Origin of the sequence: Nocardioides sp. T2.26MG-1 (genome assembly GCF_950101795.1) — a bacterium.
Classification (GTDB): domain Bacteria; phylum Actinomycetota; class Actinomycetes; order Propionibacteriales; family Nocardioidaceae; genus Nocardioides.
On record NZ_CATNLZ010000009.1, the window covers coordinates 52892 to 71131 of the forward strand.

At 72.4% G+C, this 18240-nt stretch carries 16 protein-coding genes; 6 read left to right on the forward strand and 10 right to left on the reverse strand.

All coding sequences use genetic code 11. The annotated features are described in order from the left end of the window. Positions 1-39 precede the first annotated feature (39 nt). The 3 genes from QQZ14_RS08850 to QQZ14_RS08860 form a co-directional block, all read right to left on the reverse strand. Positions 40-789 carry a hypothetical protein gene (locus QQZ14_RS08850; RefSeq protein ID WP_284533889.1) on the reverse strand — a complete coding sequence of 250 codons (750 nt, stop codon included), beginning with the start codon at positions 787-789 and terminating at the stop codon, positions 40-42. 25 nt (positions 790-814) lie between these two features. Then, positions 815-2227, reverse strand: coding sequence for a glycine--tRNA ligase (locus tag QQZ14_RS08855; RefSeq protein ID WP_284533890.1), 1413 nt, complete (start codon positions 2225-2227; stop codon positions 815-817). A gap of 125 nt (positions 2228-2352) precedes the next feature. Continuing rightward, a complete protein-coding gene (locus tag QQZ14_RS08860; RefSeq protein ID WP_284533891.1) occupies positions 2353-2670 on the reverse strand; it encodes an antibiotic biosynthesis monooxygenase family protein in 318 nt (105 codons plus the stop codon). Between the two features lie 61 nt (positions 2671-2731). Between QQZ14_RS08860 and QQZ14_RS08865 the strand changes: the two genes are divergently transcribed. Genes QQZ14_RS08865 through QQZ14_RS08880 form a run of 4 tightly spaced genes read left to right on the forward strand, consistent with a single transcriptional unit; the run spans position 2732 to position 5916 of the window. Continuing rightward, positions 2732-3646 carry a metal ABC transporter substrate-binding protein gene (locus QQZ14_RS08865; RefSeq protein ID WP_284533892.1) on the forward strand — a complete coding sequence of 305 codons (915 nt, stop codon included), beginning with the start codon at positions 2732-2734 and terminating at the stop codon, positions 3644-3646. Continuing rightward, positions 3643-4515 (forward strand): metal ABC transporter ATP-binding protein, encoded by an 873-nt coding sequence (locus tag QQZ14_RS08870; RefSeq protein WP_284533893.1) that lies wholly within the window; start codon positions 3643-3645, stop codon positions 4513-4515. Before QQZ14_RS08865 ends, QQZ14_RS08870 begins: the two co-directional genes overlap by 4 nt. Continuing rightward, entirely contained in the window at positions 4512-5519 is a 1008-nt protein-coding gene (locus QQZ14_RS08875; RefSeq protein WP_284533894.1) for a metal ABC transporter permease, read from the forward strand. Before QQZ14_RS08870 ends, QQZ14_RS08875 begins: the two co-directional genes overlap by 4 nt. Then, positions 5506-5916 (forward strand): Fur family transcriptional regulator, encoded by a 411-nt coding sequence (locus QQZ14_RS08880; RefSeq protein ID WP_284533895.1) that lies wholly within the window; start codon positions 5506-5508, stop codon positions 5914-5916. Before QQZ14_RS08875 ends, QQZ14_RS08880 begins: the two co-directional genes overlap by 14 nt. Here the strand turns inward: QQZ14_RS08880 and QQZ14_RS08885 are convergent. From QQZ14_RS08885 to QQZ14_RS08900, 4 genes are read right to left on the reverse strand one after another with little or no spacing between them, the layout of a single operon-like run. Beyond that, positions 5913-7541 (reverse strand): sensor histidine kinase, encoded by a 1629-nt coding sequence (locus QQZ14_RS08885; RefSeq protein ID WP_284533896.1) that lies wholly within the window; start codon positions 7539-7541, stop codon positions 5913-5915. The two genes, QQZ14_RS08880 and QQZ14_RS08885, sit on opposite strands and share 4 nt — an antisense overlap. 10 nt (positions 7542-7551) lie before the next feature. Next, positions 7552-8343, reverse strand: coding sequence for an isoprenyl transferase (locus tag QQZ14_RS08890; protein WP_284533897.1), 792 nt, complete (start codon positions 8341-8343; stop codon positions 7552-7554). Between the two features lie 50 nt (positions 8344-8393). Continuing rightward, entirely contained in the window at positions 8394-9131 is a 738-nt protein-coding gene (gene recO / locus QQZ14_RS08895) for a DNA repair protein RecO (protein WP_284533898.1), read from the reverse strand. A gap of 29 nt (positions 9132-9160) precedes the next feature. Further along, positions 9161-10018, reverse strand: a complete 858-nt coding sequence (locus QQZ14_RS08900; protein ID WP_284533899.1) for an alpha/beta fold hydrolase — start codon at positions 10016-10018, stop codon at positions 9161-9163. An 87-nt stretch (positions 10019-10105) separates the two neighbouring features. Between QQZ14_RS08900 and QQZ14_RS08905 the strand changes: the two genes are divergently transcribed. Continuing rightward, on the forward strand, positions 10106-12865 hold the full coding sequence (locus QQZ14_RS08905; protein WP_284533900.1) for an ATP-binding protein: 2760 nt from the start codon (positions 10106-10108) through the stop codon (positions 12863-12865). Between the two features lie 5 nt (positions 12866-12870). Here QQZ14_RS08905 and leuA read toward each other — a convergent pair whose 3' ends face one another. Further along, a complete protein-coding gene (leuA, locus tag QQZ14_RS08910) occupies positions 12871-14580 on the reverse strand; it encodes a 2-isopropylmalate synthase (RefSeq protein ID WP_284533901.1) in 1710 nt (569 codons plus the stop codon). A gap of 195 nt (positions 14581-14775) precedes the next feature. Then, positions 14776-15957: a zinc-dependent alcohol dehydrogenase gene (locus QQZ14_RS08915; RefSeq protein ID WP_284533902.1), complete on the reverse strand. Its 1182-nt coding sequence runs from the start codon at positions 15955-15957 to the stop codon at positions 14776-14778. A 180-nt stretch (positions 15958-16137) separates the two neighbouring features. Between QQZ14_RS08915 and QQZ14_RS08920 the strand changes: the two genes are divergently transcribed. After that, on the forward strand, positions 16138-16965 hold the full coding sequence (locus QQZ14_RS08920) for a sigma-70 family RNA polymerase sigma factor (protein ID WP_284533903.1): 828 nt from the start codon (positions 16138-16140) through the stop codon (positions 16963-16965). Positions 16966-16968: 3 nt separating this feature from the next. On the opposite strand, the gene QQZ14_RS08925 is transcribed toward QQZ14_RS08920, so the two are convergent. Next, positions 16969-18195: a glucose-1-phosphate adenylyltransferase family protein gene (locus QQZ14_RS08925; protein WP_284533904.1), complete on the reverse strand. Its 1227-nt coding sequence runs from the start codon at positions 18193-18195 to the stop codon at positions 16969-16971. Positions 18196-18240 lie beyond the last annotated feature (45 nt).

The following is an 18240-nucleotide window of genomic DNA, read 5'->3' on the forward strand; positions in this document are numbered from 1 at the left end:
GGGTGGGGCACGGGGCCTCCCAAATCCGAGCCCAGGGACTCAGCCGCCCCGCGTGCCGCCCTTGCCGCCCCGGGTGCCGCCCTTGCCGCCGCGGGTGCCGCCCTTGCCGGCCTTGCCTCCACCGGTCTTGGAGTCGCCCGCCGGCTTCGGTGCGACGTACTTCTCGACGTCCCCGGTCCAGGTGATCGGGTTGAACGTCTCCTCGGGCCGGAAGCTCACCGCCACGAGGTCGCCGTGGTTGGGGGCGAGGTAGACCAGGCACACCCGGGCGATGTCGCCCGGCCCGAACTTCTCAGGCAGCGGCGTGCTCGGGCACGGCTTGAAGGAGCTCGCGAACGGTGTCGGCTCGAGGAGCACGTTGGCGTCGTTGACCACGTAGAGCGGCACCGGGCGGCCGCCGAGGTCGGTGTCGCCGACGTTCTCGATCCGGGCCCGCACGTAGTAGGGCGTGGAGGCCTGCTGGGCGTCGCTGAGCTGCCAGGCCGAGAAGTCCTTGATCGACGTCGTCTCGAGCCGGTTGACCGCGATGTCGAGCGCGGCGACCTGGTCCTGGCGCGGCTCGTAGGCGACCACCGCGTGGTCCCCGACCGCCAGCTGGCTGCCCTGCTCGGTCAGCGTCACCCCGTCGGGCACCGGGAGGTACGGCGTGGCAGCGGCGCTCGACCCGCCGGTCGACTGCGGCGTACCACCGTCGTCCGGCGTGGCGCCGCCGTCATCGGAGGACGAGCAGCCGGCGAGCGCGAGCGCCCCGGCAACCGCCGCGGCGACCAGCGTGGGGACCCGGATCATGCGGTCATTCTGCATGGGCGGGCGGTCAGCAGCCGACGAAACGCTCGGCGAAGTAGGCGCTGATCCGATCGAGACCCACCCGCTCCTGCTGCATGCTGTCGCGCTCGCGCACGGTCACCGCCAGGTCGTCGAGGGTCTCGAAGTCGACGGTCACGCAGTACGGCGTGCCGATCTCGTCCTGGCGGCGGTAGCGGCGGCCGATCGCGCCGGAGTCGTCGAAGTCGACGTTCCAGCCCGCGCGGCGCAGCTCCATCGCGAGGTCCTTGGCCTTGGGCGACAGGTCGGCGTTGCGCGACAGCGGCAGCACGGCGACCTTGACCGGAGCCAGGCGCGGGTCGAGGCGCAGCACGGTGCGCTTGTCGACGCCGCCCTTGGTGTTGGGTGCCTCGTCCTCGGTGTAGGCGTCGACCAGGAACGTCATCAGGCTGCGCGAGAGACCCGCGGCCGGCTCGATGACGTAGGGCACGTAGCGCTCGTTGTTGGCCTGGTCGAAGTAGGACAGGTCCTGCCCGGAGTGCTTGGAGTGCGTGGTCAGGTCGAAGTCGGTGCGGTTGGCGATGCCCTCGAGCTCGCCCCACTCCGAGCCCGCGAACCGGAAGCGGTACTCGATGTCGACGGTGCGGGTGGAGTAGTGGCTGAGCTTCTCCTGCGGGTGCTCGAAGTGGCGCAGGTTGTCGGGGTCGATGCCGAGGTCGACGTACCAGCGGGTGCGCTCGTCGATCCAGTACTGGTGCCACTCCTGGTCCTCGCCCGGCTTGACGAAGAACTCCATCTCCATCTGCTCGAACTCGCGGGTGCGGAAGATGAAGTTGCCCGGGGTGATCTCGTTGCGGAAGCTCTTGCCGATCTGGGCGATGCCGAACGGCGGCTTCTGGCGGCTGGAGGTCACGACGTTGGCGAAGTTGATGAAGATGCCCTGAGCGGTCTCGGGCCGCAGGTAGTGCAGGCCCGACTCGTCCTCGAGGACGCCGAGGTAGGTCTTGAGCAGGCCGGAGAACTGGCGCGGCTCGGTCCACGCGCCGCGGGTGCCGCAGTTGGGGCAGGCGACGGTCTTGAGGTCGACGTCGTCGGGGTCCACGGTCACGCCGTCCTTGGACTTCTTCTCCGCGACCTCCTCCTGGAGGTGGTCGGCGCGGAACCGCTTGTGGCACGACTGGCACTCGGTCAGCGGGTCCATGAACGTGTCGACGTGGCCGCTGGCCTCCCACACGGGGCGCGGCAGGATGATGCTGGAGTCCAGGCCCACCATGTCGTCGCGCATGGTGACCATCGACTTCCACCACTGGCGCTTGATGTTCTCCTTGAGCTCCACGCCGAGCGGCCCGTAGTCCCAGGCCGACTTGGTGCCGCCGTAGATCTCACCGCACGGGTAGACGAAACCCCGACGCTTGGCGAGGGAGACGACGTGATCGACGGTGGACGGCGGCGGCTTGGCCACGGTGGCTCTCCTGGGTTGTTGGCCGGCTGGCTGCCGGTCAGACGCTGGCTGGTGGGACCGACGGGAGGAACGAGTCGGAAAGGTCAGCCTAACGACCCCTTCGAGACGGTCGCTGCACGACCTCCTCAGGAACCACGCGGCGAGGCGACATTGAGGGTGGTGCCCGGCTCCGCGGCCTCGTAGGCGGAAGGCTCGTCGAGCGCGCGGCTCAGCACGGCGACCGCGTGCAGCTTCACGTCGTAGGTCGACAGCGCCCGCCGATAGCTGCCCACGTCGGCCCACCGGGTGGTCAGCACCCACAGCTCGGGGTCGTCGACGTTGCGGCCGATCTCGCCGCCGGCGTACCCCCGACACGCGGCGAGCGTGCGGTGCGCCGTCGCCAGGTCCTCTCGGAACGCCTCGCCGTCCGACAGCGGCACCCGGAACCTGTTCACGACCAGCACGCGCCGATCCTACGCGCCACCGAGTTGACAACGGTTCTCAACTAGACTGAGAATGATTCTCATGAAGAGCCACGTCGCCGCGACCCTCGCCGTCCTGTCGGCGAGCGTCCTGTCCCTGAGCGGCTGCGCCGCGTTCACCGACGACGGCGCCGACCCCGCCTCCTCCGCCGGCGGGGTCGAGGTCGCCGCGGCGTTCTACCCCCTCGCGTACGTCGCCGAGCGGGTCGGCGGCGACCACGTGGACGTCACCAACCTGACCGCCCCGGGCGGTGAGCCGCACGACCTCGAGCCGTCGGTCGAGGTCACCGCCGAGATCACCGAGGCCAACCTCGTCGTCTACGAGCGCGGCTTCCAGCCGGCCGTCGACGCCGCCGTCGGGGAGAACGCCCGCGGTGACGTCCTCGACGCCGCCGACGCGGTCGACCTGGTGCCGTTCCGCGAGCACGGCGTCGACTCCGACGAGCTCGACCCGCACTTCTGGCTGGACCCGCTGCTGCTCGCCGACGTCGGCGACGCGGTCGCCGAGCAGCTGGCCGACGTCGACCCCGACCACGCCCCGGACTACCGCACCGGCGCCGCCGAGCTGCGCGACGACCTGGAGCAGCTCGACCAGGACTACACCGAGGGCCTCGCGCAGTGCGACCGGACCACCGTGGTCGTCAGCCACGACGCGTTCGGCTACCTGCAGCGCTACGGCGTCGACATGGAGGCGATCCTCGGCCTCTCCCCCGACTCCGAGCCGACGCCGGCAGACCTCGCCCGGCTGCAGGACCTGATCCGCGAGGACGGGGTGACCACGGTGTTCTCCGAGTCGATCGTCAGCGCCAAGAGCGCGGACGCGCTCGCCGAGGCCACCGGGGCACGGAGCGAGGTGCTCGACCCCATCGAGGGGTTGACCGACCGCACCGAGGACGAGGACTACCTTTCCCTCATGCGCGCCAACCTCTCTGCGCTCGAGGAGGCGAACGGCTGTTGAGCGAGTCCCCCGAGGTGCACGCCGGGCCCGTGATCGCGCTGACCGGTGGCGCGGTCGCGATCGCCGGGCGCCCGATCCTGCGCGGCATCGACCTGGCCGTCCGGTCCGGTGAGTTCGTCGCGCTGATGGGCGCCAACGGCTCGGGCAAGTCCACGCTGGTCCGTGCGCTCACCGGCCTGCACCCGCTCGCCGCGGGCAGCCTGCGGCTGTTCGGGACGCCGTACGACGACTTCCACGACTGGCGCCGGGTCGGCTACGTGCCCCAGCGCGGCAGCGCGGCGTCCGGGATCCCCGCGTCGGTGTGGGAGGTCGTGGCGTCCGGGCGGTTGACCCACCGGCCGCTGTTCCGACCGCTGGGTCGGCGCGACCGTGCCGCGATCACCGACGCGCTGGAGGTCGTCGGGCTGGCGGACCGGGCCGGCGACGGGGTCTCGACCCTGTCCGGGGGCCAGCAGCAGCGGGTGCTCATCGCCCGCGCACTGGCCGGGGAGCCCGACCTGTTCTTCCTCGACGAGCCGACCGCCGGGGTCGACCTGCCCAGCCAGCAGGTGCTCGCCGACAGCCTCCGGACGCTGTCGGCCCGCGGCGCGACGATCGTGCTGGTCGCCCACGAGCTCGGCCCGATGGCGCCGCTGATCGACCGGGCCGTGGTGATGCGCGACGGTCGCGTCAGCTACGACGGCCCGCCGCTCACTCACGACCAGGTGCACCACCCCGACCTGGCTCACGACCTGGCCCAGGACCTGGCGATGGTGCACCTCGACCACGTCGACCAGGGCCACGGCCACCACCACGACGACCCGGCCCGCCACGACCACGCACCGCACGTGGCCGGGCCGCTCGACGGCTCCGGGGAGGTCGGCCGGTGAGCGACTACCTGCACCTGCTGAGCCTGCCGTTCATGCAGCGCGCGATCATCGCGGCGCTGTTCACCGGCCTGGCCGCACCCGTCGTCGGCACCTACCTCGTGCAGCGCCGCCTCGCGCTGATGGGCGACGGCATCGGCCACGTCGCGGTCACCGGAGTCGCGCTCGGCCTGCTCACCGGCGTCTCGCCGGTGTGGACCGCGGTGCTGGTGTCGGTGCTCGGAGCGATCCTCATCGAGGTGATCCGCGAGCGCGGCCACGCCAACGGCGACGTCGCGCTCGCCCTGCTGTTCTACGGCGGGCTCGCGGGCGGCGTGCTGATCACCGGGCTCGCCGGCCAGAGCGGCGCCCGGCTGCAGACCTACCTGTTCGGGTCGATCACCACGATGTCGGTCGGCGACGTGCTGGTGACGATGGGGCTCGCCGGTGCAGTGGTCCTCCTCGGGATCGGGCTCGCCCCGCAGCTCTTCGCGGTCGCGCAGGACCAGGAGTTCGCCCAGGTCGCCGGGCTCAACATCCGCGTCTACAACGTGCTGGTCGCCGTGCTCGCCGCCGTGAGCGTCAGCGTCGCGATGCGCACGGTCGGGCTGCTGCTGGTGTCGGCGCTGATGGTGGTCCCGGTGGCGACGGCCCAGCAGCTGACCCGCTCGTTCCGCGGCACGCTGCTCGCCGCGATGGCGCTCGGCATGCTCGCAGCCGTCGGCGGGCTGCTGATCTCGGCTGCGGCCCCGGACGGTACGACGGTCCAGCCCGGGCCCACGATCGTGCTCCTGGCCCTCGCCTGCTTCACGGTGTCGTGGCCGGTCGGCGTGTGGCTGCGCTCGCGCCAGCGGATGCGGCGCCCGTTCCCGGTGGTCGCGGCTGCCGCCCACCAGACCATCGACGAGCACCCGCACGACCACGGGGACGACTGCGGCCACGTCGCCGTACCCCACGGCGACCACGTGGACTACGTCCACGACGGGCACCGGCACGCCCCGCACGGGAGGCACTATGACGAGCACTGACGACCCCGGACCCGGCCCGGCGCTGCGGCCGACCCGGCAGCGCCGCGCGGTCACCGAGGCCCTGGACTCCTTCGCCGACTTCCGCTCGGCCCAGGAGATCCACGAGCTGCTCGGCGAGCGGGGCGAGCCGGTCGGTCTGGCCACGGTCTACCGCACGCTGCAGCGGCTGGCCGAAGCCGGCGACGTCGACGTGCTGCGCACCGAGGACGGCGAGGCCATCTACCGGCGCTGCTCCGACAGCCACCACCACCACCTGGTGTGCCGCTCCTGCGGCGCGACCGTCGAGGTCGAGGGTCCGACGGTGGAGCGCTGGACGCGCGCCATCGCCGCCGAGCACGGGTACGCCGACGTCAGCCACACACTGGAGATCTTCGGCACCTGCCGCAGCTGCGGCTAACGCTCGTCACGACGGGGCTCGGGCCCGAGCGGCAGCCGCACCCGGAACACGCTGCCGGCGTCGAGCTCGCTCTCGACCTCGATCCGGCCGCCGTGGCTCTCCACGATCGACTTGGTGATGCTCAGCCCGAGCCCGACGCCCTGGATGGAGCGCTGCTCGGCCTGCCGGGTGCGGAAGAACCGCGTGAACAGCCGGTCCCGGTCGGCGGCGGAGATCCCGATGCCGGTGTCGGCGACGCTGAGCTCGGCGCGGGTGGCATCGATCCTCAGCGACACGCTGACCCGGCCGCCGGCGTGGGTGTACTTCACGGCGTTCGAGACCAGGTTGTCGACCACCTGGCCGATCCGCTCCTCGTCGGCCAGCACGATCAGTGACTCGGGGGTGTCCATCTCGATGGTGATGCCGTTGCGCGCCGCCGCCGGTGCCGCCGCCTTCACGCAGTCGCGCACGATCGCGGCGAGGTCGGTGGGGATCCGGACCACCGGCATCGGGCCCTGGTCGGTGCGGGCGGTGTGCAGCAGGTCCGCGACCAGCCGGTGCAGCCGGACCGTGTTGCGAGAGACGACCTCGAGCTGGGCGACGACGTCCGGTGGCAGGTCGTCGCGCTCGAGCACGATGTTCACGTAGCCGACGATCGAGGTCAGCGGCGTCCGCAGCTCGTGGGACACCGACGCGACGAAGTCGTCCTTGACCTTCAGTGCCCGCATGTAGTCGGTGACGTCCTTGTACGCGAGCGAGGCGCCGGCGAACCGGCCGGCGTCGTCCTCGACTCGGCGCGCGGAGACCGACACCGCTCGGCGGGTCAACGGGTCCGCCCCGATCCAGATCCGGACGTCGTCGAACTCCTCGCCCTGGCTGGCCCGGTGCGTCGGCATGTCCTTCTTCTCGACCAGGTGTCTGCCCCACGAGTCGTAGACCTCACCGGCCTGTCCGGCGCGCCCGTCGTGCCCGGACGGGAAGGCGAGCCGCATGAACTCCAGGTGCCGGCGGTTCACCCCCTCGTAGCCGCCGTCGCGATCGAGCAGGAGCAGGCCGACGTCGACGGTGTCGAAGATCGCCTGCGACACCCGCCGCTGGTGCTCGATGACCTGGAGGCTCGCGCGAACCCGCCCGAGCGCCGCCGACATCGCGAGCGCCGCCCACCCCGCGACCACCGGGATGACCACGGTGCGGGTGAGGTTCGCACCCGAGACGCCCACATAGAGCAGACCCGGCACCGCCAGCAGGAAGACCGTCCCCAGGAACGCCACGAGGGCGCCGCGCATCCCGAACTGACGACCCAGCCACAACGCCGGCACGACCGCGAGCGTGCCGGTCGCGCCGCCGGCGTGATCCATCCGCGAGAACCCGAGCGCCGCGATGTCGAGCACGGGCAGCAGCCCGACGGACCAGCCGGGGAGCCGGTCCCACGGGACCAGGACGGCGGCCGCGCACCCGGCGACGATCACGACCAGACCGACGACCGGCCAGGATCGGAGCCCGAGCGACGACCCGCCCGCGGCTCGGAGGGCCAGGTCGAAGCCGAACAGCAGCGCGAAGACGCCCTGCAGCACCCCGGCGTCGGGCTCGTCGGTGAAGAGCAGCCGGCGGCGCAGGGCGTCCAGCCGCGAACCGAGACCGCTCATGCCGGCGGGCTCAATCCTCGACCGGGACCGGGTTGGGCGCCGCGCCGCCGTACCGCCGGTCGCGGCTCGCGTAGAGCTCGATCGCGTGCCACAGGTGACGGCGGTCGACGTCGGGCCAGAGCACGTCGGTGAAGACCAGCTCGGAGTAGGCCGCCTGCCAGAGCATGAAGTTCGAGAGCCGCTGCTCTCCCGACGTCCGCCAGACGAGGTCGGCGTCGGACTGCTCTGGGACGTAGAGGTGCTTGGCGAAGGTCTTCTCGTCGATCCTCGAAGGGTCGAGCCGGCCGGCGGCGACCTCGCGGGCGATGCTGCGGGCGGTGTCGGCGAGCTCCGCTCGGCCGCCGTAGTTGACGCACATCGTCAGCGTCAGCACGTCGTTGTGCCGGGTCAGCTCCTCGGCGACCTGCAGCTCACGGACCACCGACTTCCACAGCCGCGGCGCACGGCCCGCCCACCGGACCCGGACGCCCAGCTCGTGCATCTCGTCGCGACGGCGCCGGATCACGTCGCGGTTGAAGCCCATCAGGAAGCGGACCTCGTCGGGCGAGCGGGTCCAGTTCTCGGTCGAGAAGGCGTACGCCGAGATCGCCTTCACCCCGATCTCGATCGCGCCCTCGACCACGTCGAACAGCGAGTGCTCGCCGCGCTCGTGCCCCTTGGTCCGCGGCAGCCCGCGCTGCTTGGCCCAGCGCCCGTTGCCGTCCATGACGATCGCGACGTGCCGGGGCACCAGCTCCGGCGGAAGGGCCGGCGGGCGCGCCCCCGACGGGTGCGGGGTGGGCTGGCGCACAGCTCGTCTCACGTCCGCGAGCCTAGTGCCGAGGCGGGATCGTGCCGGCCGGAACCCGCGGGTCAGCGCTCGACGTACGCCAGCGACTTGAGGCCGCGCTCGAGGTGCCAGGCGAGGTAGGCGGACACCAGCGTGCTCGCCTCCTTGAGGTTGCGGGCAAGAGCGGGGTCGACCACGGCCCAGTCGCCGGCGAGGAGGGCACCGAGCAGCGCCACGGTCTCCGGGGCGGGTGACGCGGAGCCCGGGACCCGGCAGGTCGCGCAGAGCATGCCGCCCATCGAGGGGTTGAACCAGCGGTGCGTCGCACCCTCGGACGGCAGGGTGCCGCAGCGCGCGCAGTGGTCGAACGACGGCGCGTAGCCGGCCACGGACAGCGACCGCAGCAGGTAGGAGTCCAGCACCTGCCCGGGTGCGTGCTCCCCCGCCACCATCGCGCGCAGCCCGCCGACGAGGAGCAGGAACTGCTGCACCGACGGCTCGCGCTCCTCGGCCACCAGCCGGTCGGCGGTCTCGAGCATCACCGTGCCGGCGGTGTAGCGGTCGTAGTCGAGCCCGAGGCCCTTGGAGAACGGCGTCAGCGTCTCGGCCTGCGTGATCGTGTCGAGACTGCGGCCCTCGGCGAGCTGCAGGTCCACATGGGTGAACGGCTCGAGCCGGGACCCGAAGCGCGAGGTGGTGCGGCGTACGCCCTTGGCGACCGCCCGCACCCGGCCGCGCTGCCGGGTCAGGAGCGTGACGATGCGGTCGGCCTCACCCAGCTTGTGGGTGCGCAGCACGATCGCCTCGTCGCGGTAGAGCACTGGGCCATTCTGCCCTCTGCCCGGTGAAATCAGGCGGGGGCGCGGCGTCCGCGACGGGGTGTCTTCCAGCAGCCGGTCGCCAGGCCCACTGCGGCCCGGTCCAGCCGCTCGGGCCGGAGACGCCACTCGGCGACCGAGCGCGCCTTGACGAACGTGCCGCGGGGCAGCTCGTCGGCGAGCATCGCGGCGTCGGCCATCGAGTGCATGAGGTCGCCCCGGTGGCCGACCACCAGCGCGGGGACTGCGATCGCCCGGCGCTCCCGGGCCGACGGCGCGGCCCGGCCGAAGAACAGGCCGTGCAGCAGCGCGGCCATCGACGCGGGGCGCTGGTCGCAGGTGTCGAGCACGATGCCGGCCCAGAACGGCACGATGCCGCGCGGCACCGGGCGGGTCAGGCGGCGCAGCGCGCTCACCGAGAACGGCGCGAAGCGGGCGGCGAGGAGCAGCGGCCCGAGCGCGAGGATGCCGGCCTCCACGCCGTTGTCGAGGATCGGCGCGTCGAGGATCAGCCCACGCACCCGGGGCCGGGCCAGCACGGCCGTCTCCAGCGCGACGTTGGCGCCGAGCCCGCTGCCGCCCACGACCGCCTGGGCGGCGCCCAGGTGGTCGAGGAGCGCGACCACCTGCTCGGCGAACGCGGTCACCGAGTAGGCGTGCGGGTCCGCGGGCCGGTCGGACCGGCCGTGGCCGAGCGGGTCGAGCGTCACCACGTGCAGGCCCTCGCCGGCGAGCACCCGCGCCAACGGCTGCTGCATCCGGCGCGGCATCAGCTCGCCGGGCAGGAGCACTACCCAGGCGTCGCCGGCGCCGTACTCGGTGTACTCGAGACGGTCGCGGCCCGCGTCGGTCTCCACGAAGAACTGCCCGATCCGCTCCGACACCAGCATGCGCCCAACATAGGGCAGGGCCCGGCGTGCACCGGTGATCTGCGTCAGAAGCGTGCACTCCGTCGGCGCGTGGAACACACTGCATCCATGTCCCCCCGCCGCGACCAGCTCTCGTGGCCGGTCCTGCTGGCGCTGCTGGCCGCGGTCTACGGCGCGAGCACCGTGGCCGTGACGTTCGCCCCCGAGCACGGCGCGGTCGCCGCGTGGTGGCCCGGCGCCGGCCTGGCGGTGGTGCTGGTGGCGTTCACGCCGCGCCGGCACTGGGCTCCCTTGATCGTCGCGATCACGGTGGTCTGCACGCTCGCGAACCTCACCGGTGGGCGCGACCTGGACGTGTCGGCGGTCTTCGGCGCCGGCGACGCCGCCGAGGCGCTGCTCGCCGGGGCCCTGCTGCGGCGTGGTGACCGGCCCCCTCAGCTGTCGTCGTTCGAGGACCTCGGGCGGGTGGCCGTCGCGGCCCTGATCGGCGCGCTCGCGATCGCGGTCATCGCCCCCCTCGCCGTGGGGGTGCTCGCCGAGGGCAGCGTCTGGCGGACCGCGCGCACCGTCTACACCTCCCACGCAACCTCGACGCTGGTGATCGTCCCCGCCGCGCTCGCCGCGATGAACCGCACCCGCTCCCGGCTCACCGGGGAGGCCGTGGCGCAGGCCGCGACCCTGGTTGCGGTGACCGCCGTGGTCTTCGCCCCCGGTCAGACCCTCGCGCTGTCGATCCTGCCGCTGCCGCTGCTGGCGTGGGCGGCGCTGCGGCTCGACCTGCGCACGGTGACCTGGGAGGTCGTCGGCTTCGCGGTGGTGGTCACCTACCTCAGCTCGCTCGGCGGCGGCCCGCTCGGGTCGGACTTCGAGTCCGGGGACATCGGCGCCAGTGCGATGGCCACGCTGGTCCAGGCGTACCTGCTGTGCACCGCGGTCGTCGCCACCCCGCTCGCGCTCGCCATGGACCTGCGGCACCGCCTGCTCGAGCGGCTGACCGCGAGCGAGAGGCTGTTCCGCCGCAACTTCACCGAGTCGATGATCGGGATGGTGCTGCTGCGCACCGGCCGGAGCCCCCTCGAGATCGTCGACGTCAACGACGCCGCCGCCCGGATCATCGGCGGGGCCCGGACGCCGATCGGGCGCAGCCTGTCCGAGGTGCTCGACACGACCGAGCCGCTCGACCTGATCGCGACGCAGATGCTCGGCGGCAACACCGACGGCTGGCGGGCGCAGACCGGGCTGCGGGACCGGCCCGGCGCCCGCGTCAACATCGCGGTCTCCCTGCTCACCACCGACCCGGAGCCGACGTACTCCGCACAGCTGCTGGACGTCACGACCGAGTACGACGCCCGCCGTCAGCTGGAGGCGGCCGAGAAGCTGACCGTGGCCGCCCTGGACACCACCGCGGCGATGATCCTCGTGACCGATCTCGCGGGGGTGGTCGTGCGGGTCAACAGGGCGACGACGACCGTGACCGGGTTCGCCGAGGACGACCTGGTCGGCGCCGAGATCTGGGACATGCCGTTCGCCGCGGCCGGCTCGAGCGGCTACCCGGCCGGCCTGCCCGACGAGCCCGCCGGGCAGGTGAGCCGCGAGACCGACGTCGTCACCCGGCCAGGCGGCCGGCGCCGGGTGCTGTGGAACACCGGCTACGTGTGCGACGAGCGGGACCGCCCGACGTACGTCGTGATCACCGGCACCGACGTGACCGCCGAGCGCACCGCGGCCGGCCTCAACCAGCACCTCCTGGACGCGGCCACCGCGGTCGCACTGATCGGCATCGACCCGCGAGGCCGGATCACCCTGTTCAACACGGGCGCGGTCGCCCTGCTCGGGCACGACCCGCAGGACATGGTCGGTGTCGCGTTCACCGACCTGCTCGACCCCGACGAGCTGGCCGAGCGGTGCGGGGGCGCAGCGGGCGAGGATGCGTTCGCGAAGCTCGTCGCGGGCATCGCGGCCGGCGGCGAGACGAAAGCGCACGACTGGACGTGGGTCGGCGCCGACGGCCGCCGGCACACCGTGGCGATGACGCTCAGCGTCGCCGCCGACGCCTTCGCCGCCCGGGTCGGCTACCTGTGCGTGGGCCGTGACGTCACCGAGGCCCGGGCCAGCCAGGAGCTGCTGATCGCCGCCCTGGAGAAGGAGCGGCTCGCCGTGGAGCGGCTGCGCCAGCTCGACGAGGCCAAGAACGAGTTCGTCTCCACGGTCAGCCACGAGCTGCGCACCCCGGTGACCAGCATCGTCGGCTACACCGAGCTGCTCGAGGACGGCTCGGTCGGCGACCCGACCCCGGAGCAGCGCCCGATGCTGGACAGCATCGCGCGCAACGGCCAGCGGCTGATCCTGCTCTGCGACGACCTGCTGACGCTCAGCGGTCTCGACTCCGGCGCCGCCGGCTGGGAGCACGAGACGATCGACCTGGGCTCGCTGCTCCCGTCGGCCGAGGAGTCGGTGCGGCCGCTGCTGTCCGGACGCGACCTCGAGCTGGTGATGCTCGCCCACCCCGACCCCGTGCTCGTCCTCGGCGACCGGCTCCAGCTCGAGCGGGTGTTCACCAACCTGCTCGGCAACGCGGTGAAGTTCACCGAGGACGGCGGCCGCATCGAGTGCCGCGTCGCGCGGCACGACGACGAGGCGTGGTTGACGGTCAGCGACACCGGCCTCGGGATCCCGGCCGAGGAGCAGTCCGGCCTGTTCCAGCGGTTCTTCCGCTCCTCGACCGCCCAGGACCGCGCGATCCAGGGCACCGGACTCGGCCTGTCGATCGTGGCCGCCACCGTCGCCGCCCACGGCGGCCGGATCGACGTCGAGTCCGCCCACCTGGAGGGCACGACGTTCACCGTGCGGCTGCCCCTCGCGCGGTAGCGGGGCTAGGCCGTCCTGTTCACCGCGCTGATCACGGCCTTGAGGGAGGCGGTGACGATGTTCGCGTCGACCCCCACGCCCCAGTAGACCTGGTCGCGGACCAGGCACTCGACGTACGCCGCGGCGAGTGCGTCGCCGCCGGCGGAGAGCGCGTGCTCGGCGTAGTCCAGCACCCGCACGTCCCAGTCATGGGGCAGCTCGTTGATCGCGTTGACGAACGCCGCGATCGGGCCGTTGCCGACACCGTGGAGCGTGCGGATCTCGCCGTCGACGTACACGTTGACGGCGAGGGCGTCCTTCTCCCCCGCCGCCGAGGAGGTGTGCACGGAGTTGAGCTTCAGCGGCGTCTCGCGGTCGAGGTACTCGGCACTGAAGATCGCCCAGATCTCGTCGGCGGTGAGCTCGCCGCCCTCCGCATCGGTGCGCTCCTGCACGACCCGGCTGAACTCGATCTGCGCCCGGCGCGGGAGGTCGAGCTTGTGCTCGGCCTTGAGGATGTAGGCCACCCCGCCCTTGCCCGACTGGCTGTTGACCCGGATCACGGCCTCGTAGGTGCGGCCCACGTCCTTGGGGTCGATCGGCAGGTACGGCGCCTCCCAGGGCAGGTCGCGCACGGACACGCCCTGCTCCTCGGCCTGCCGGTCGAGGTCCTCCAGGCCCTTCTTGATCGCGTCCTGGTGGGAGCCGGAGAACGCCGTGTAGACCAGGTCGCCGGCGTACGGGTGCCGCGGGTGGACGGGCAGCTGCGTGCAGTACTCGACCGTGCGGCGGATCTCGTCGATGTCGGACAGGTCGACCTGCGGGTCGACGCCCTGGCTGAACAGGTTGAGCGCCAGCGTCACCAGGTCGACGTTGCCGGTGCGCTCGCCGTGGCCGAACAGGCAGCCCTCGACCCGGTCGGCGCCGGCCATCACGGCCAGCTCGGTGGCGGCGACGGCCGTCCCGCGGTCGTTGTGGGGGTGCAGTGAGATCACGGTGTTCTCGCGGCGGGTCAGCTGGCGGGAGAACCACTCGATCTGGTCGGCGTACACGTTCGGGGTCGCGACCTCGATCGTCGCGGGCAAGTTGAGGATGATCTCGCGGCCGTCGTCGGGCTGCCACACGTCCGAGACCGCCTCGCACACCTCGACCGAGAACGGCAGCTCGGTGGAGGTGAAGATCTCGGGGCTGTACTCGTAGCCGATCACGGTCGTGTCGAGGTAGCTCTCGGCGTGCTTCATCACCATCTGGGTGCCGCGGACGGCGATGTCCTTGACCTCGTCCCTGCTGGCCCGGAACACCACGCGGCGGAACAGCGGCGCCAGCGCGTTGTAGAGGTGGATGTTGGCGCGGGGTACGCCGATCAGCGACTGCACGCTGCGCTCGATGAGGTCCTCACGGGCCTGGGTCAGCACCGAGATCGTCACGTCGTCGGGGATGTGGTCGCTCTCGATGAGCTGGCGCACGAAGCTGAAGTCGGTCTCACTGGCCGACGGGAAGCCGACCTCGATCTCCTTGTAGCCCATCGTGACGAGGAGGTCGAACATCTTCATCTTGCGCGCGGGCGACATCGGGTCGATCAGCGCCTGGTTGCCGTCGCGCAGGTCGGTGGAGAGCCAGCGGGGCGCCTGGGTGATCGTCCGTCCGGGCCAGGTGCGGTCCGGCAGGTCGATCGGCGGGAACGCGCGGTAGCGCCGGAACGGCATGCCGCTGGGCTGCTGCTGGGGAATGGTCATGAGGTCCTCGCAAGGGTGTGAGCTGGTGCTCGGGGCGGGGCCGGCGCGCACACTCACCCGCAGCGAGGGGGTCCGGCTCTGGCTCAGACCTCGCTGCGGCAGCGAAGGAGGAGGTTGCGCGTCATGACCCGGACACCATAACGCACCCGACCGCCCGCCGTCGTCGAGACGGCGAGCGGTCCGGAGGATGGACGGTCAGGGCTTGAAGAGGACCTTGACCATCCCGTCCTCCTTGGCCTGGAACGTCGCGTAGGCCTCGGGCGCCGCGTCCAGCGGGAGGCGGTGGGTCGGGAAGCCCTCGACGCCGAGATGGTCCTCGTCCTGCTGGAGCAGCGCGAGGAGCTCGTCGGTCCATGCCCGGACGTTGGCCTGGCCCATGCGCAGCTGCAGCTGCTTGTCGAACAGCTGCATCATCGGCATCGGGTCGGAGGAGCCGCCGTACACCCCCGAGATCGACACGGTGCCACCGCGCCGGACCGCCTCGAAGGCGAGGTAGAGCGCCGCGAGCCGCTCGACGCTCATGTTCGTCATCATCAGCTGCTGGAGCCTCTTCGGCAGCAGCCGCATCGACTTCTGCACCGCCTCGGCCACCGGCGAGCCGTGCGCCTCCATGCCCACCGCCTCCAGGACGCTGTCGGCGCCACGCCCTCCGGTCAGCTCACGCACCCGGTCCGCCACGTCGTCGATCGCGTCGAGGTCGATCGTCTCCGCACCGCGGGCCGCCACCCGGTGCAGGCGCTCGGGCACCCGGTCGACCACGATCACGCGGATGCCACGGTGCATCGCGATCCGCGACGCCATGTCGCCGATCGGGCCGGCGCCGAGCACGAGCAGCGTGCCGCCCTCGGGGACGGCGGCGTACTCCACGCCCTGCCAGGCGGTCGGCAGCACGTCGGAGAGGTAGACGAAGCGGTCGTCCGGCGGGCCCTCGGGCACCTTGACCGGCAGGAAGTTCGCGAACGGGACCCGCAGCAGCTCGGCCTGCCCGCCCGGCACAGCGCCGTACAGCAAGCTGTAGCCGAACAGGCTGGCGCCGGTGCCGGTGTCGCGGTTCTGCGTGGTCTCGCACTGGCTGTAGAGGTGCCGCTCGCACATCCAGCACGAGCCGCAGCTGATGTTGAACGGCACGACGACCCGGTCGCCGACCGCCAGCTCGGTCACGCCCGAGCCGACGGCCTCGACGATGCCCATGGGCTCGTGACCCACGATGTCGCCCGGCGTCATGAACGGGGTCAGGGGGTCGTAGAGGTGCAGGTCGGACCCGCAGAGCCCGGTCGTCGTCACCCGGACGATCGCGTCCGTGGGCTCCTCGATGCGCGGATCCGGCACCTCCTCGACGCGGATGTCCTTGCGGCCCTGCCAGGTCACTGCCCTCATGGCGTGTCCCTCTCGCTCGACGGATCGGTCCTCCGCCGGGTACCCACGTCGCGCACCGCGACACCGCGGTGGTCTCACCCTTTCGGGCGTTTCTGGTCCGGCGGCGTTTGCCGGCCGATTTCGGTCGGGTATGGGCCGGGCGTAGCCACCACCACCATCACTCGGCAAGGAGGTCGCCTCATGGTCACGGCAACGCCCACCGCCACGCTCACCCCCGTCGAGGCCGCGGAGCGGCCCGAAGGCGGCCTCAGCCGGTCGGAGCGCGCCGAGCTCACCACGCGGCTCCTCGAGGTCGCGGCCGCGACGAGGGACGCCGCGGAGCGCGACGAGGTGCTGGGCCGGGTGGTGCTGGTCAACCGCGGGGTGGCCGACGCGGTCGCCGCCCGCTTCCGCAACCGGGGCGTCGCCCAGGAGGACCTCCGGCAGGTCGCCTACGAAGGCCTCACCAAGGCGGTACGCCGCTTCGACCCCACCTTGCGCCACGACCTGCTCACCTACGCCGTACCGACGATCCGCGGCGAGCTGCAGCGCTACTTCCGCGACCAGGGCTGGACCGTGCGGCCGCCGCGCCGCATCCAGGAGCTGCAGTGGCGGGTCAACCAGGTGGTCGAGCGGCTCACCCAGGACCTCGGGCACGAGCCCTCCGAGCAGGAGATCGCCGACGAGCTGGGGACCAGCGTCGAGGACTACCGCGACGCCGCCGCGGCCTTCGGCTGCTTCCAGCCGACGTCGCTCGACCAGCCGCTCGCGCACGAGACGGCGACCGCGATGGGCGACCTGATCACCGACGAGGAGGACGCCAGCTCCCCGGCCGAGGCCCGCCTCATGCTGGCACCAGTCGTACGCCGCCTCCCCGAGCGGCACCGCCGGATCCTCTACCTGCGCTTCTTCGAGGACCTCACCCAGGAGGAGATCGGGCAGGACCTCGGGGTGACCCAGATGCAGGTCTCCCGGCTGCTCAGCCGGATCCTCGGCGACCTGCGCGACGAGCTGCGCCAGGCCGGGTAGCGGTCAGGCCGTGGTGCCCGGCTCCAGCCGCGAGCCCGCGCCGAGGGCCACGCCCGGTCCGATGGTCGAGCCGCGCCCGACGAGCACGATGGCGTCCGGGTCGTCCGGGTCGGTGTCGGGCTCGCCGACCTCGGCGGCGTGGCCGACCACGCAGTCCCGGTCGATGATCGACCAGTCCAGCCGGGCGCCCTCGGCGACCACCGTGTCCTGGAAGACCACGCTGTCGCGGACCAGCGCGCCCTCCTCGACGACCACCCCGGGCCCGAGCACGCTGCGCAGGACCGTTCCCCGGACGACCGAGCCGGGGCTGAGCAGGCTGTCGGCCACCCGGCCGCCGTCGAGCACCCGCGCGGGGGGCCGCTGCAGCTGGTGGCCGATGATCGGCCAGCCGGGCTCGCCGAGCACGCCGCGGTCGTCGACGAGCACGTCACGGTGGGCGGCGAGGTACTTGTGCGGCTGCCCGAGGTCCCTCCAGTAGCCCGGCATCGCGTGGGCGAAGACCCGGCCCCGGTCGACGAGGCGCGGCAGCAGGTGGTCGCCGAAGTCCCCGAGCCCGCTGTCCCCCTCGTCCGCGTCCATGCCGAGCTCGCGGTGCAGCTGCTCGAGCACCGGCACGAGGACGGCCGGGTCGTACACGAAGATCTCGGCCGCGATCGTGCCCGTGCGCGGCCGGTCGGGCTTGTAGGCGAAGCCGGTCACCCGTCCGTCCGCGTCGGTCTCGACCGTCGCGTGATCGCCGGCCTCCTCGACCGGCACGGTGGTGGTGACGACGGTGCACTCGGCGCCCGTGCGCCGGTGGGTCCGCACCGCGTCCATGAGGTCGAACCGGTAGACGTGGTCGGCGCTGAGCACCACCAGCAGGTCGGGGTCCTCCTCGGTGACCTGGTCGCGGATCCGGTACAGCTCGTCGGCGTTGCCGTGGGCGAAGCCGTCCTCGTCGGCGCTGCCGTTGCCCTCCTCGGGCATCAGCAGCCGCAACCCGCCCCGGTTGCGGTCCAGGTCCCAGGGGCGGCCGTTGCGCACCTGCTCACCCAGGCTCGCGCCGAGGAACTGCACGGAGAGCCACACGTCGGTGATGCCGCTGTGGGCGAGGTTGGAGAGCGGGAAGTCGACCAGCTGGAACACGCCCGCGAACGGCAGCGCCGGCTTCGCCCGCTCCCGGGTCAGCACGTCCATGCGGCCACCGGTCCCGCCGGCCTGGATCACGGCGAGGATGTGGTCGCGAGGCATGAGGGCACCGTGCCCCGGCGGGCACCCGGGCACACCTGCCCGGCG